Genomic DNA, 14487 nt, shown 5'->3' with positions numbered 1-14487 from the left:
CCTGACAGCGCGCCCGGCCGCACTCCGGAAACCGCGCCCGACGCACGCACCACCCGCGCACCGGCACCCAGCACCAGCACCAGCACCCAGTCCCCCCCCCCCCCCCTGACAACCCCTCGGATCCGCCCGCTAGGTTGGACCACGTGAGCACCGACACGCCTCGTCCCTGGCTTGCCTCCTACGCGCCAGGGGTGCCGCACGACATCGAACCGATGACGGGGTCCCTCCCGGACCTGGTCGAGCAGTCCGCCCGGCGCTTCCCGAAGGCGGTGGCGCTCGAGTTCTTCACGCGCGAGACCACGTACGCCGAGCTCGAGGACCAGATCGCCCGCGCAGCCAACGGCCTGCGGAAGCTCGGCGTGACGAAGGGCGACCGGGTGGCGCTGGTCCTGCCGAACTGCCCGCAGCACGTGGTGGCGTTCTACGCGGTCCTCCGCCTCGGCGGCATCGTCGTCGAGCACAACCCGCTCTACACGCCGCGTGAGCTGCGCCACCAGTTCGAGGACCACGGTGCGACGGTCGCGATCGCGTGGGACAAGTCGGTCGCGACACTGCAGGACTTCCCGGCGGACGTCGCCCTCCGCGCGATCGTGTCGGTGGACCTCACGCGCGCGATGCCCCGGACCACCCGTCTGGCGCTGTCGCTGCCGGTGGCGAAGGCCCGCGAGTCGCGGGCGAAGCTGACGACCTCGGTGTCCGGCACGACCCGCTGGGACGACCTGGTGTCGACCCGGAAGCTGTCGAAGCGGCACCCGCGCCCGGAGACGGACGACGTCGCGCTCATCCAGTACACCTCCGGCACGACCGGCACCCCGAAGGGCGCCGTCCTGACGCACCGGAACCTGCTGGCGAACGCCGCGCAGGCGCGTGCCTGGATACCGCAGATCAGCGCGGGTGACGGCAGCGTCGTGCACGCGGTGCTGCCGATGTTCCACGCGTACGGGTTGACGCTGTGCCTCACCTTCGCGATGAGCATCGCCGGGAGGCTCGTCCTGTTCCCGGCGTTCGACCCCGCGTTGGTCCTCAAGGCGATCAAGAAGCGTCCGCCGACGTTCCTGCCGGCGGTGCCGCCCATCTACGCCCGGCTGCAGCACGCCGCCGACTCGACGAAGGTCTCGCTGGCGGGCATCGACATCGGCATCTCGGGCGCGATGCCGCTGTCGCAGGACGTCATCGAGCCGTGGGAGGCGCGCACCGGCGGCTTCCTGGTGGAGGGCTACGGCCTGTCCGAGTGCTCCCCCGTGCTGATGGCGAACCCGGTGTCGGACGCCCGACGTCTGGGTGCGATCGGCCTGCCGCTGCCGTCGACCGAGTGCCGTGTGGTGGACCCGGACGACGAGTCGCGGGTGCTGGGCACGGACGAGTCCGGCGAGCTGCAGGTCCGCGGCCCGCAGGTCTTCGGCGGGTACTGGGGCAAGGCCGAGGCCACCGACGAGGTCTTCACCTCGGACGGCTGGTTCCGCACCGGCGACATCGTGGCGATCGACGCGGACGGCTTCGTGCGGATCGTCGACCGGCTCAAGGAGCTCATCATCACGGGTGGCTTCAACGTGGCGCCGTCCGAGGTGGAGGACACGCTCCTCAAGCACCCGAGCGTCAAGGAGGTCGCGGTCGTCGGCATCGTGCAGAGCGGCAACGAGCAGGTCGTCGCCGCCGTGATCCCGACAGACCCGGCGACGTTCGACGCGGAGGCGCTCCGGGCGTGGTCCCGCGACCACCTGGCCGCGTACAAGGTGCCGCGTCGGGTGGTGGTGGTCGAGGACCTGCCCCGGTCGATGATCGGCAAGGTCCTGCGCCGCAAGGTGCGCGACGCGATCCTGCACCGCTAGCCGCCCGGCCGCCCGGCCCAACATCACAAGCACCAGCAGCAGCACCACCACCAGCACCAGCACCCGCAGCCAGCAGCCAGCTCCTACTTGCTGCTGATCCGCGTGTACTTGTTGACCGCCCAGGGCACGAACACCGCGAGCATCACCGCGATCCCGATCAGCACGGTGGTGATCGGGTGCTGCATGGTCCAGATGTCCGGCACCGGCGCCGACCCGGCGTTGCCGAACAACTCCCGCGCGGCCTGCACGAGCGAGGACACCGGGTTCCACTCCGCGAACACCCGGAGCACGAGGGGCATGGTCTCGCTGGGCACGAAGGCGTTCGAGATGAACGTCAGCGGGAACAGGATCATGAACGAGGCGTTGTTGATCACCTCGGGTGTCTTGACGCTCATGCCGAGCAGCGCCATCACCCAGCTGAACGCGTAGCTGAACAGCAGGAGCAGCGCGATCCCGCCGACGAACTCGACCGGTGACGAGTTCACACGCCAACCGACGGCGAGACCGGTGGCCATCATGATCACCATCGAGATGCCGTTGAGCACGAGGTCGGAGTTCGTCCGCCCGACCAGGACCGCCGACGCCGACATCGGCAGGGTCCGGAACCGGTCGATGAGCCCCTCCTTGAGGTCCTGCGCCATCGCCGACCCGGAGAACGTGGCCCCGAAGACGACGGTCTGCGCGAAGATCCCCGCCATCAGGAACTGCGTGTAGTCGGTGCCCTGCACGCTGATCGCGCCGCCGTAGACCTGGCTGAACAGCAGGACGAACATGATCGGCTGCAGGACGGCGAAGACGAGCAGGTCCGGCGACCGCTTGATCTTGACGAGGTTCCGCTTCGTGACGGTCCAGCCGTCCTCGAACCAGACCGCGAGCGGTGCGGTGACGACGACGGGCAGCTGCCGGCCGAGTGCGCCGTCGGTGCCGGTCGTCGTGCTGGTGACGGTCATCGGACCAGCTCCTGCCGGGGAGGCCCCCCGCGCCCGACGGTCCGCCCGCGCCCGTCCCGTCCCCGCCTCCACCCCGGCGGCCGTCCCCGCCGCCGTCCCCACCGTCCCCGCCGGCGTCGTCCGTCGCGGCGTGCCCGGTGAGGCGGAGGAACACGTCGTCGAGGGTCGGCCGCCGCATCCCGGCGTCGTGGAGTGCGACGCCCGCGGTGCCGAGGTCGGCGAGGACCCGCTGCAGTGCCGCGGGTCCGGCGTCGACGGCGACCGCCCGGGTGCGTCCGTCGCCGCTCGTCTCGACGTCCCCGGTGCCGTGACGCCGGAGGACGGTGGTGGCGGTGTCCCCGTCGGCCGCGTCGACCAGGGTGACGACGACCCGGTGGCCGCCGACCTGCGCCTTGAGCTCGTCGGATGTGCCCTCGGCGATGACCCGTCCGTCGTCGATGACGGCGATGTCGTCGGCGAGCTGGTCGGCCTCCTCGAGGTACTGCGTGGTGAGGAGCACCGTGGCCCCGCGGGCGACGAGGTCCTCGATGATGCCCCAGAGCGCCAGGCGGCTCCGTGGGTCGAGGCCGGTCGTCGGTTCGTCGAGGAACAGCACGCGCGGGTTCATCACGAGCGCTCCGGCGAGGTCGATGCGTCGTCGCATGCCGCCGGAGAACCCCTTGACGGGGCGGTCGCCGGCCTCGGAGAGCCCGAACACGTCGATGAGTTCGCGCGCCCGGTCGCGGGCGGCCCGTCGACCCAGGTGGTACAGCCGCCCGATCATCTCGAGGTTCTCGAACCCGGTGAGGTTCTCGTCGACGGCGGCGTACTGCCCGGAGACGCCGATCGCTCGTCGGGTGCCCTGCGGGTCGCGGACGACGTCCATGCCGGCGACCGTCGCGGACCCGGCGTCCGGTTCGACGAGGGTGGTGAGGACCTTCACGGTCGTGGTCTTGCCGGCGCCGTTCGGGCCGAGCAGCGCGGTGACGGTGCCCTCGGGCACCACGAGGTCGAGACCCGCCAGTGCGTGCACGGGCCCCGACTTCGAACGGTACGTCTTGGTGAGGCCGGAGGCCTCGATGATGGCCATGTCGCTCCTTCGTGACCGGCTGCGTCCCTCGGGGGGTCGACCGGACACGTGCACCGATCGACCGGGGTCGGCGGGAGCGACGGACGTCACTCAGACGTCGAAGCCACCGCCGAAGTCGCTGGAGCCCTGGTCGAACCCGCCGTCGGACATGCCGCCGAAGTCGGAACCACCGTCGCCCCACGAGGCGTTGTCGTACCCGCCACCGTCGGCCACGCCGCCGTCGCCGGATCCGTTCCCAGTGTCCCCCGATCCACCGTCATCCGCACCACTCGCATCGGTTCCACCGTCGAACGACCCGGGGTCCGGCAGGAAGGCGCTCATCAGGGCGGAGCCGATCACGTAGCCGCCGACGGTGCCGAGCAGCGAGGCACCGAGCATGCTCCCGAACCCGGGCCCCTGCCGACCGCCGAAGCCACCGCCACCGCCACCGAGACCACCGAGCGAGCGCTCCATGTACCCGGGCTGCCGGAGCTCGGACCGGGTCGCGCTCTGGGCGAGCGACCGCGGGTCGTCGCCACGCGGGGCTTCGCCGGCCGGGGCGGAGCGGGTGAACTCGTCGTAGACCATCCGACGCTGCTCGGGCGTCAGGGTGGCGAACGCCTCGGCGTGCACCTCCTCGATCCGCTCGGGCGGCGCGGTCCGGAGCAGGTAGCGGTACCGCTCGACGGCGCGCTGGTCCTCGGCCCCGGCCTGCTGGCCGGGCTGCGCGGGAGCACCGTACGGCGCGGCCGGTGCCGCCGTCGCCTGCTGGTACGACTGCTGCCCGTACTGGTACCCCGGCTGCGGTGCCCCACCGGTCCCGTTGCGGGGCTGCTCCGGACGCTCCTCGCGGCCGAGCAGACGGTCGAGGAATCCCATGGTGTGCTCCTTCGTCGCGGGCACCGTGCCCGCTGCCGCCCACGGTAGGCACCGGTGGCCGAGACTGACTGTGCGTGCGCTCAGAAGCCGCCGTGGGCCTCCCGGCTAGGAGGCCCGTCCCCCGTCAGGACGCCGGCCCGCCCCCGGTGACCGCCGCGGTCCACACCTGGAACAGCTCGTCCGCCGCCCCCGGGTGCGCGACCAGGAACGGTGCGCCGACCGGCGGGAAGTCCTGCACCGGCCCGTCGAGGGTCAGCACGACCCCGCCGGCCTCGTGCACGAGCAGCACCGCGGCACCGTGGTCGATCGGGTTGAAGGCGGAGACGCATCCGCCGATCCCCCGACCGGCGGCGACCTGCGCGATGGTGAGCGTGCCGGACCCCTGGACCCGCAGCGTGCACGAGCGATCGGCCAGGGCGTCGAGGAACGTGCCGAACCCGGGCCACGGCCGGTGTCCGTCGAGCTCGGTCCCCACGACGGCTCCGGCGAGCGCCCGGGGGACGTCGTCGAGTCGCAGTGCGCGGTCGCGGACGGTGGCCCCGCGGCCGCGTCGGGCTTCGAACACCTCGCCTCGCCAGGGGTCGGCGACCACTCCGACCAGCGGACGCCCGCCGCGGGTGAGGCACAGCGACATCGACGTCCAGGGCACCCCGTTGACCAGGTTCGTCGTGCCGTCGACGGGGTCGAGGTACCAGCGGTGCCGGTCGCCCGGTGCGTCGCCGTACTCCTCACCGGTGAAGCCGTGCGTCGGGAAGACCGTCCGCACCCGGGAGCGGACGTGCTGTTCGACGAGCCGGTCCACGTCGGTGACGAGGTCGGCCGGGTCGGCCTTGGTGGTGACCTCGCTGACGGGGTGCTCGCGGGTGAACGCGATCACCTCGTGGGCGATGCGGTGGGCGAGAGCCTGAGCGCGCGAGGCGACCTCGGTCTCGGTGGGTTCACGGTCCCGCTCGGGCCAGCCGTCCCGTTCGGCGGCGGCGAGGGCGGCCTGGACCCCGGCGACGTCGTTCGTCGTGATCGAGTCGACACCGAGGCGTGCCGCCCAGAGCGCGGGTTCGACGTCGTCCACGGTCCAGACGGCGACGCGCAGCCCGAGCGCGTGCGAGGCCGTGACGGTGCGCGGGGTGAGGAACGCGACGTCCAGGTTGAGCGTCGAGGGCGTCAGTTCGAGCAGGTCGGTGGCCGTCGGCGGCTCGAGCGACTGCCAGGCGAGCCAGACGTCGGCGTCCGGCAACTCCGTCCGGACGGCCGCCATCGCCGCGGGCGCCCCGCACCACGCGACGCTGGTGGTCCCGGTGGCGCCGGCGACGGTGCGTGCGGCGACGACCGCGTCGGCCGCGTCCGTCAGGTCCACGAGCAGGGTGGCGCCGCAGCCGTCGAGTCGTTCGAGCGCGGCGTCCAGGCGCGGGATCCGGTCCAGGCCGTTGCCGAGCCGGGCGACGTCGCACCAGCGGACCTCGGACACCGGTCGGGCGTCGCCCCACATCCGACCGAGGGTCTCGTCGTGGAGCAGGACCGCGACGCCGTCCGCGGTGCGTCGGACGTCGACCTCGATGGTGTCCGCGCCGAGCGCCTCGGCGACCGCGATGGCCGGCAGGGTGTTCTCCCGCCGGACCCGCGGGGCACCGCGGTGCGCGACGAGCCGTGGGATCCGGACCGTGGCGCCGCCGCTGTCCGTCGTGGGCGCGGGCACGGGCGTGCTGGCGGGCGTGGGCGCGGGCGTGGCCACGGCGACCTCCGGGGCGCTCATCGTGCGACCTCCGTCAGGACGCCGTCGCGGTACACGAGCACCGCACCGATCCGGACACCGGTCTCGGTGCCGAGGGGCGGCGGTGGGCCGGTGACGTAGGCACGCAGCTCCGCGTCGCCGGAGCGGAGGACGAGCTCGGCGAAGTGCCCGCGCATGAGGACGCGGGACACGGTGGCGCGGACCGGGCCGTCGTCGGTGAGCACGACCTCCTCGGGGCGGACGAGGACCTCGTCGCCGGCCGGGACCGGGGTGCGGACGGCGGCCAGGAACGCACCCGTGACGGTGCTCGTGGACCCGATGAACGACGCGACGAACCGGGTCGACGGGCGGGCGTAGAGGTCGGTGGGCGACGCGACCTGCTCGATCCGCCCGTCGTGCATCACCGCGATCCGGTCCGAGATGCTCAGCGCCTCGTCCTGGTCGTGGGTGACGATCACGGTCGTGATGCCGAGGCGCTGCTGGATGCGCCGGATCTCGTCGCGGACGCTGACGCGGAGCTTGGCGTCGAGGTTCGACAGCGGCTCGTCGAGGAGCAGCACGTCGGGCTCCTGGACGATCGCGCGGGCCAGGGCGACACGCTGCTGCTCGCCGCCGGAGATCGCGGTCGGCTTCGAGGTCGCGTGGTGGGTCAGGCCGACGAGGTCGAGCGCCTCGTGCACGCGCCGGGTCGTCTCGGCCTTCGACACCCGCCGGGTCCGCAGCGGGAACGCCACGTTCTGCGTCACCGTCATGTGCGGCCAGAGCGCGTAGTTCTGGAAGACCATCGCGCTCGGTCGGCGCTCGGGTCCCAGGTCGGTCACGTCCGCGCCGCCCATCGTCACCGTGCCGCCGTCGACGGGCAGGAAGCCGGCCACCATGCGGAGCGTGGTGGTCTTGCCGCAGCCGGACGGGCCGAGCAGCGAGACGAGCTCGCCCTTCGCCACGTCGAGGTCGATGCCGGCGACGACGTCGCGTCCGCCGAGGGACTTGGTCATTCCCCGCAGGACGAGGCCGCCGCTGGTCCGGTCGTCGCTGGTCCGGCCGTCGGTGGACCGGCCGTCGGCCTGGAGGTCCGGTGCGGGGTCCGCGAGGAGCGTTGCGTCCGACATGTGGTCGCCTTTCGTGCTGCGTGTGGTCATCGGATCTGGAACCCGTCCGCCAGACGGCCGCCCATGATGTGCTTCCGGGCGAGGGTCATCAGCACCACGGACGGGATGCTCAGCGCGATCGCGAAGACCGCCGACACCTGGCGTGGTGAGTTGAGGACGAGCGAGTACATCGCGGTCGGCATCGTCATGTACGCCGGAGCGCCGACCAGGTACGTGCCCTGGGCCTCGTCGAAGGACGCCAGGAAGCTCATCACCATCGCGACGAGGATCCCCGGCCAGGCGATCGGGAACGTCACCGACCAGAACGTCCGCCAGCGTCCGGCACCGGCGTCGCGTGCGGCTTCCTCGAGGGAGCGCGGCACCGCCGAGAACGCCGCCGCGGGCAACCACGTCATGAACACGACGCAGCCGAGCACGTGCACGATGAGGATGCCCGTGACCGTGTTCATCAGGTTCAACGCCGTGAACATCGCGGACATCGTGACGAACAGCCCCATCTTCGGGAAGGCGTTCGTGGCGAACAGGCCGACCAGCACCACCCGACGCCCGGGGAACTCGATGCGGCTGATCGCCCACGCGGCCGGCAGGCAGACGACCGCGGCGATGAGGACCGTCAGCGGGGCGAGCACGAGCGAGTTCTGCACGGCGACGGCCAGCGACGGGTCCTGGAACACGGTCCCCCACCACTTGAGGGTCCACCCGTCGGGCAGCAGGTTCGGGTAGGTCCAGCTCGTGGCGAAGGCCCGGACGGCCAACCACAGCAGGGGTCCGGCGATGAACACGGCCAGGACGACGGCGGTCGCCCAGACCAGGGCGGTGCCGGTGAGGCGCTTGATCATCGCTGTCCCTTCCCGAGTTCGCGGGCGTTCGAGCGCACGGTCGACCGCAGGTACAGCACACTGGCGGCCGCGGCGAACGCGAACACGATGAACGCCATCGCGGTGGACTGCTGCGGACGGTTGTACGACTGGAAGTACTTGGAGATGTCGACGCCGAGCATCGTCGGGGCGTTCGGGCCGGTGAAGTACGGCACGGTGAACGACCCGAGCACGCCGATCACGGTGAACGTCGTCGCGATGACCATCGGAGTCGCGGCCATCGGCAGCAGCACCTGCCAGACGACGCGCCACGTGCTGGCACCGGCGTCCCGAGCGGCCTCGATCAGGGCGTCGGGGGTGCCCTGCAGCGCCCCGGCGATCATCAGCACGGCGAACGGCAGGCTCGTCCAGACGCTGCCGAACACGACCGCGACGAGCGTGTAGCCCCACACCGGCACGTCGATGCCGACCTGGGCACCGGCGCTCCGCAGGAACCCCTGCGCGTCGGTGAACGTCAGGATCGACCAGCTGGCGATCACCACCGGCACGAAGATCGGGACGACGGCGAGCACGCTGAGCGTCCGGCCGAGGAACCCGCCGCGCAGCCGCAGGATCACGGCGACGACCACCGCGAGTGCGATCGTCAGCCCGGTCGACGCGAGCGTGACCCCGATCGTGGCCGCGAGGTCGCGGAGGAACGTCGGGTTGCCGAGCAGCGTGCCGTAGACCGCGAACGAGAACCCGCTGACGGTGTCCTGGCCGATGTCGGCGAGTGCCTGGTTCAGGCCGCCGGTGAACCCGAGGCTGAACAGCGCCGCGTTGACCACCGGCACGCCGACGAACAGGACGACGACCAGCACCGGTGCGGTGACGAGCGCGAGGCCCTGGACGCGTCGGCGGCGCGCCAGACGCTCCTGGGTGGTGCGGCGGCCGGTCGGCCGACGGGGGCCCTGGGCTGGAGACGGGACGGCCGGGAGGCCCGTGGCGGTGTCGCCACGGGCCTCCCGGTCGAGCGCCGGGCCGTTCGGGACGGTCTGGGTCACTGCGGGACCTTCGCGTCCCACGCCGCGTTCATGTCGGCCTGGAACGCGCTCTGGAAGCCGAGGCGGAGCTTCGACGGGTCGGCCTTCGAGAACTGCTCGGCGACGCTCGACGGCAGCGAGCTGAGCGGGACGACCGGGTAGCCGGACACGGCCTTCGCGACGAGCTGCTGCCCCTGGGACGACAGGACGAAGTCGGCGAGTTCGTCGGCGGCCTGCTTCTTGGCCTTCGGCTCGGTCGCCGGGATGCCGAGGTAGCTCGCGCTGCCCGTGAACGACGGGTCGGAGATCTGCGTGAACGCGACGTCCTTGCCGATGGTGCCGGCCTTCTGCGCGGTGATGAACTGGTCGCTCCAGACCGGGGCCATCTGGATCTGGCCCGAGCCGAGCATCTGCAGCACCTGGTCGTTGCCGTTCGGGTAGACGCCCTTCTGGTACGTCGACGGGCCGAGGTCCTTGAGCGCGGCGAAGCCCGCGTCCCACTTCGACTCGAGCGACTTGTCGTACGTCGTCTGCATCTGGGTCTGCTCGGACTTCGACAGGTACTTGGCCAGCACCGTCATCACGAACGCGCCGCCCGAGCCACCGGAGGACGGCGAGTTGTAGGCGAACTGGCCCGGGTTGGACGTGATCCAGGCGAGCAGGTCGTCCAGGGTCTTCGGCGGGTTCGTGACCTTCTTCGTGTCGTAGGCGAGCAGCACGCTGGAGGCGCGGTACGGGATCGCCCGGTCGCCGCCCTGCTCCCGGGTGGCTGCGGGGACGTGGGCCAGGTTCGGGATCGCACGGGCGTCGGTCTTCGCCATCAGGCCGGCCTTGCCCGCCGTGGTGACGAAGCCCGCGTCCACCAGGTCGTAGGGCAGCGTCTTGTGCGCCTTGACCGCCGTGGCGAGGTTCGCCTGGGTCTGTGCGTCGTGCTCCCCGTGCAGGTCGATGCTGGTGTGGACGGTGATCTTCGGGTGCATCCGCTCGAAGGCGGGGATGAGCGACTTGTCCCAGAGGTCCTGGACGTTCGTGTCGCCGCTGATGAACACGTTCAGGCTCGTCGAGCCCGGGGTGGCTTCGGCGCCGTTCGAGGCGTTCGCGCTCTGGACGCAGCCGGAGAGGGCGATGGATGCGGCGGCCGCGATGGCGACGCCGGCGAGGACTCGGGTCTTCACGTCGGAGGTCTCCCTGGTTCGTGGGGGCAGTACTTCGGGGGAAGGAGGTGTGGGAACGTTCCCGCACCGGGGTCGAGTGTGGTGCGGTCGGGTGAACTCCAGGTACCGCGCTCGTCGCCGGGAGGTGAACTCCGGGCAGCGGGCTGCCGAGTCGTGGCCGAGCGGTCGGTGGGCCTCCGGCTCGGGCTGCTGCGAGGATGGCCAGATGGTCCTCCTCTCCCTGCCGACGTCGGTGGCGGCGGCGTGAACGGCGGCCGTGGCGCACAGCCGACGATCCTCGACGTCGCCGCCCGCGCCGGCGTCTCGAAGTCGGCCGTCAGCCGGGTCCTCTCCGGCACCGGACGGTTCTCCGACGAGACCCGCGAACGGGTCGAGCGGGCCGCCGCCGAACTCGGCTACGTCGTCAACGCCATGGCACGAGGACTGGTCAGCGGTCGGACGCACACGATCGGCATGCTCATGCGCGACGCGTCGTCGATGGTCTACACCGCACTGCACGCCGTGATGGAGCGCCGGGCCTCCGAGCTCGGGTACCGCGTCGTCACGACCACCGGCGTCGGCCGGGTCGAGGACGAGAAGTCCGCACTCGCCGCCCTGGTCTCGATGCGGGTCGACGGACTCGTGGTCTGCAGCGGCCTGATGCCCGCGGCCGAGATCGCCGACTTCGCGCCGCGCATCGCCACCGTGGTCGCCGGCCGTCCGGAGCTGCACCCGGCACTGTCCAGCGTCTACTGCGACGAGGTCGACGGCGGGGCGGTCATCGCGGACACCGTCGCCGACGCCGGGCACACCGCGGTCGTCGTGCTCACCGTGCCGATCGGCGACGCGATCACCCAGCACGCCCGGTCGCGAGCGATGGTCGAGCGACTCCGAGCACGCGGCATCCGGGTCATCGACATCGACGCGAGCTTCGTGCGTCCGCCCGAGGACCTGGCCGCCGACGTCGTCGACGTCATGCGCGAGTCGGGGGCCACCGCGGTGATGTGCCCGACCGACCGGCTCATGCTCGACCTGTGCGGGGCCCTCGCCCGTCGGGAGGTCCGCGTGCCGCAGGACGTCTCGGTGACCGGGTTCGACGGGGTCCGTCCGCTCGCCGACGACTGGATCGGGTTCACGACGTTCGCGCAGCCCATCGAGCGCATCGGCCGCGAGGCCATCGACCTCGTCGTCGCCCGCATCGACGACCCGGCCAGCGCCGTCGAACACCGGTCGCTGCGGGGCACGGTCGTCTCCGGCCGGACGCTCCTGCGGCGGTGACCAGGGGCACCACCGCCGGAGCCTGCGAGGATGGGGCCGTGGAGACTCGTACCTGGGGTTGGCTCGCGGCCGTCATCGACGTCGTGCTCATCGTGGCGTTCGCCGTCATCGGACGCTCGTCGCACGGCGAGGCGTTCGCGCCGCTCGGACTCTGGACGACCGCGTACCCGTTCCTGGCCGGCTGGGCCATCGCGTACGTGACCTCCGGGGCCTGGGCACGGCCGCTCGCGATCTGGCCGACCGGCGTCGTGGCGTGGATCCTGACCGTGTTCGTCGGCATGGCGATCCGGGTCGCGACCGGGCAGGGCGTCGTCGACGGCAACCCGCTGCCGATCTCGTTCCTCATCGTGGCGACGATCGTGCTCGGCGTGTTCCTGGTCGGCTGGCGGCTCCTCGCCCGACTGGTGCTGCGGGTCCGGTCGTCTCGGCGGTCCGAGACGCGCAGCCCGTCTGCCGCCGAACACTCCTCCCAGTAGGGACCGAGCGTGTCCACGCCCGCCGACCACCGCCGCCGCCGCCCCGTTCCGCTCGTGGTGGCCACGGCCCTCCTGTCATCGGCGGCCGGGGTCCTGCTCATCCTGTGGCTGGTCATGTGGCTCCCCGTCCTCGCGACCGGGACAGGTGCTTCCCTCGTCCTGTGGCCCGTGGTCCTGGTCCTCGCGCTGGGCCCGTGGTGTGCCGTCGTCGCTGCGCTCGTCCTCGGACTGGTCGCGCGGAGCGGATGGCCGACGGCGTCCACGGACACGGTGATCGGCATCAGCGCGATCCTCGTCCTGGTGGTTCCGGCAGCGCTCTGGTTCGGCGTTCCGGCGCTGCTCGTGGCGTGACCGACGGCCTCCCCCTGTGACGGCTCCGGAGGCTGCTCGGCCCGTCCGCTAGAAGAGGCCGCCGCGCGGACCCTCGTCGGGACCGTCGAGCCCGCGGAACATGTCCGACACCAGCGCGGCGATCTGGGGTTCGACGAGCCGCTCGACCGCTTCGGCGATGCGCTCCCGGTGGTCGAGCAGCGCCAGGCACACCGCCGTGCCGGTCGACCGCGCGGCCTCGTCGGACAGTTCGATCTCGTGGCGGAGCGCGGCCTTCGCCTCGTCCGACAACGGCTCGCGGGGCTCCTGGGCGTCCGCCCCGGTGCCCGCGAGCTCACCGAGGGTGAACAGGAACGGCTCCCCCGGCTCCGGCTGCGGGTCGATGTCCAGGCCCTGGAACTCCGGCGACAGCCCCTCGGCCGGCTGGTACCCCGAGCGTCGCTTGCGTGCCGCGGCCCGCTCGAGCTCACGCTGCAGCAGCGGCAGGTTCTTGGCGGTGTAGTCGTCGACGGCGTCCTCGACGATGGCGGACATCCGGCCGATCAGCGCGTGCTGCACCGGGTGCGGCACGTCCGGTCCGAACCCGGCCGCCGCGGCGATCGGGGAACCGGTGCAGCGCCGGCAGATCCGGGTGCGAGGGCGTGCGGTGCCGATCTGCCAGCGGGGCAGCCAGCGCAGCCAGACGTCGACGGCGTTCCGCACGCGTCCGTCGATGCCGTCCATCCTGCAAGCGTAGGCGGCGCGCCCGGGATCCAGCCCGAGGCTCGGGGCAGCGGACAGAACTCGGTGGATGCAGGACGGATCCTGTCCGCCTGGCCGAGGCGCGGCGGGGCGGGCGGTACGGGCGGGCAGGGCGGACGGGAGGCGCGGGGCGCGCCCGTCAGGCCGGCTCGGTCACGAAGTCGATCAGCTCCTCGACACGACCGAGCAGCTGCGGCTCGAGGTCGGCGAAGGTCCGCACCTGCCCGAGGATCCGCTGCCACGCCCGGGCGATGTCGGCCTGCTCGGCGTGCGGCCACCCGAGCGCCTGGCAGATGCCGGCCTTCCACTCGATCGACCGCGGGATCGTCGGCCACGCCTGCAGTCCGACGCGCGCCGGCTTCACCGACTGCCAGACGTCGACGAACGGGTGCCCGACGACGAGGACGTGCGCGCCCCACTTCCCGCGCATCACGGCGTCGGCGAAACGGGACTCCTTCGAGCCCGGCACGAGGTGGTCCACCAGGACGCCGACGCGGCGCTCCCGGGTCGGCCGGAAGTCGTCGAGCACGTCAGCCAGGTTGTCGACGCCGGACAGCTCCTCGACGACGACGCCCTCCACTCGGAGGTCGGCACCCCACACCTTCTCGACGAGTTCGGCGTCGTGCTTGCCCTCGACCATGATCCGGCTCGGCAGGGCCACCCGGGCGCGCTGCTGCTCGACGGCGAACGACCCGGACGCGGTGCGGAGGCGACCACCGTCGGAGGCGTGCCGGACCGCCGGGGCGGCACCGGGCCTCCCGGCCGTGGCGGTGGACCGAGCCGGCGAGGCGGCCGCGGCGGACCGACCGACCGGAGCCTGCGGGCGACTCAGGGTGACGAGTTCACCCTCGAGCAGGAACTGGCCGACGAAGGGGAAGGCGCGGACGCGGCCCTTCCAGTCCTCGAGCGAGACGTTGCCGGCCTCGAGCCCGACCACGGCGCCGGCCCAACCGGAGTCCGGGTCCTCGAGCACCATGTCGCGCTCGAGCGGCACCTGCCGCACCTTCTGCACACCCCGCGAGCGCCAGTCGCCCGAGAGCACGTCACTGCCGTACCGGTCCTCGTCCACCCGCACGAGCGTACTGTCGACGGGCGTCCGGACAACGTCGACCGGCCGGTCCCCC

13 protein-coding genes and 1 pseudogene are annotated in these 14487 nt (G+C 72.2%); 4 read left to right on the top strand and 10 right to left on the bottom strand.

The window, feature by feature from the left end:
* Positions 1 to 143: 143 nt before the first annotated feature.
* A complete protein-coding gene (locus tag DEI97_RS04890) occupies positions 144 to 1829 on the top strand; it encodes a long-chain-fatty-acid--CoA ligase (RefSeq protein ID WP_111076497.1) in 1686 nt (561 codons plus the stop codon).
* An 83-nt stretch (positions 1830 to 1912) separates the two neighbouring features.
* Here the strand turns inward: DEI97_RS04890 and DEI97_RS04885 are convergent, their stop codons facing one another.
* The 8 genes and pseudogenes from DEI97_RS04885 to DEI97_RS04850 all read right to left on the bottom strand — a co-directional run bounded on the left by DEI97_RS04885 (position 1913) and on the right by DEI97_RS04850 (position 10559).
* On the bottom strand, positions 1913 to 2779 hold the full coding sequence (locus tag DEI97_RS04885) for an ABC transporter permease (RefSeq protein WP_258376814.1): 867 nt from the start codon (positions 2777 to 2779) through the stop codon (positions 1913 to 1915).
* Positions 2780 to 2888: 109 nt separating this feature from the next.
* Positions 2889 to 3848: pseudogene (locus tag DEI97_RS04880) on the bottom strand (ATP-binding cassette domain-containing protein); the annotation flags it as partial.
* A 90-nt stretch (positions 3849 to 3938) separates the two neighbouring features.
* Positions 3939 to 4706 carry a hypothetical protein gene (locus tag DEI97_RS04875; RefSeq protein WP_111076242.1) on the bottom strand — a complete coding sequence of 256 codons (768 nt, stop codon included), beginning with the start codon at positions 4704 to 4706 and terminating at the stop codon, positions 3939 to 3941.
* A gap of 124 nt (positions 4707 to 4830) precedes the next feature.
* Complete coding sequence (locus DEI97_RS04870) at positions 4831 to 6456, bottom strand: inositol monophosphatase family protein (RefSeq protein ID WP_111076243.1); 1626 nt, start codon at positions 6454 to 6456, stop codon at positions 4831 to 4833.
* Complete coding sequence (locus DEI97_RS04865; protein ID WP_258376799.1) at positions 6453 to 7544, bottom strand: ABC transporter ATP-binding protein; 1092 nt, start codon at positions 7542 to 7544, stop codon at positions 6453 to 6455. Before DEI97_RS04865 ends, DEI97_RS04870 begins: the two co-directional genes overlap by 4 nt.
* Positions 7545 to 7570: 26 nt before the next feature.
* Positions 7571 to 8383: an ABC transporter permease gene (locus DEI97_RS04860; protein ID WP_111076245.1), complete on the bottom strand. Its 813-nt coding sequence runs from the start codon at positions 8381 to 8383 to the stop codon at positions 7571 to 7573.
* Positions 8380 to 9405 (bottom strand): ABC transporter permease, encoded by a 1026-nt coding sequence (locus tag DEI97_RS04855; protein ID WP_111076246.1) that lies wholly within the window; start codon positions 9403 to 9405, stop codon positions 8380 to 8382. Before DEI97_RS04855 ends, DEI97_RS04860 begins: the two co-directional genes overlap by 4 nt.
* Positions 9402 to 10559, bottom strand: coding sequence for an extracellular solute-binding protein (locus DEI97_RS04850; protein WP_111076247.1), 1158 nt, complete (start codon positions 10557 to 10559; stop codon positions 9402 to 9404). The genes DEI97_RS04855 and DEI97_RS04850 overlap by 4 nt, the downstream gene beginning before the upstream one ends.
* 243 nt (positions 10560 to 10802) lie before the next feature.
* Here DEI97_RS04850 and DEI97_RS04845 point away from each other — a divergent pair, with 243 nt between their 5' ends.
* Genes DEI97_RS04845 through DEI97_RS04835 form a run of 3 tightly spaced genes read left to right on the top strand, consistent with a single transcriptional unit; the run spans position 10803 to position 12643 of the window.
* Positions 10803 to 11816, top strand: a complete 1014-nt coding sequence (locus DEI97_RS04845) for a LacI family DNA-binding transcriptional regulator (RefSeq protein ID WP_111076248.1) — start codon at positions 10803 to 10805, stop codon at positions 11814 to 11816.
* 38 nt (positions 11817 to 11854) lie between these two features.
* Entirely contained in the window at positions 11855 to 12292 is a 438-nt protein-coding gene (locus tag DEI97_RS04840; protein WP_111076249.1) for a DUF3054 domain-containing protein, read from the top strand.
* 9 nt (positions 12293 to 12301) lie between these two features.
* Positions 12302 to 12643 (top strand): hypothetical protein, encoded by a 342-nt coding sequence (locus DEI97_RS04835; RefSeq protein WP_146248245.1) that lies wholly within the window; start codon positions 12302 to 12304, stop codon positions 12641 to 12643.
* Between the two features lie 48 nt (positions 12644 to 12691).
* Here DEI97_RS04835 and DEI97_RS04830 read toward each other — a convergent pair whose 3' ends face one another.
* Both DEI97_RS04830 and DEI97_RS04825 read right to left on the bottom strand, forming a co-directional pair.
* A complete protein-coding gene (locus DEI97_RS04830) occupies positions 12692 to 13345 on the bottom strand; it encodes a spermidine/putrescine ABC transporter substrate-binding protein (protein WP_111076251.1) in 654 nt (217 codons plus the stop codon).
* A 157-nt stretch (positions 13346 to 13502) separates the two neighbouring features.
* On the bottom strand, positions 13503 to 14432 hold the full coding sequence (locus DEI97_RS04825) for a DUF3097 domain-containing protein (protein ID WP_111076252.1): 930 nt from the start codon (positions 14430 to 14432) through the stop codon (positions 13503 to 13505).
* Positions 14433 to 14487: the final 55 nt, after the last annotated feature.

The sequence above is a fragment of the Curtobacterium sp. MCLR17_032 genome (genome assembly GCF_003234795.2).
Taxonomy (GTDB): Bacteria; Actinomycetota; Actinomycetes; order Actinomycetales; family Microbacteriaceae; genus Curtobacterium.
The sequence above is the reverse complement of the archived record's forward strand: the minus strand, read 5'-3'. Positions and strand labels throughout refer to the sequence as shown.

What these genes read in the sequence shown, in the direction of transcription:
- DEI97_RS04885 (WP_258376814.1), bottom strand. Translation starts at nt 2,779, where the DNA reads ATGACCGTCACCAGCACGACGACCGGCACCGACGGCGCACTCGGCCGG.
- DEI97_RS04875 (WP_111076242.1), bottom strand. Translation starts at nt 4,706, where the DNA reads ATGGGATTCCTCGACCGTCTGCTCGGCCGCGAGGAGCGTCCGGAGCAG.
- DEI97_RS04870 (WP_111076243.1), bottom strand. Translation starts at nt 6,456, where the DNA reads ATGAGCGCCCCGGAGGTCGCCGTGGCCACGCCCGCGCCCACGCCCGCC.
- DEI97_RS04865 (WP_258376799.1), bottom strand. Translation starts at nt 7,544, where the DNA reads ATGTCGGACGCAACGCTCCTCGCGGACCCCGCACCGGACCTCCAGGCC.
- DEI97_RS04860 (WP_111076245.1), bottom strand. Translation starts at nt 8,383, where the DNA reads ATGATCAAGCGCCTCACCGGCACCGCCCTGGTCTGGGCGACCGCCGTC.
- DEI97_RS04830 (WP_111076251.1), bottom strand. Translation starts at nt 13,345, where the DNA reads ATGGACGGCATCGACGGACGCGTGCGGAACGCCGTCGACGTCTGGCTG.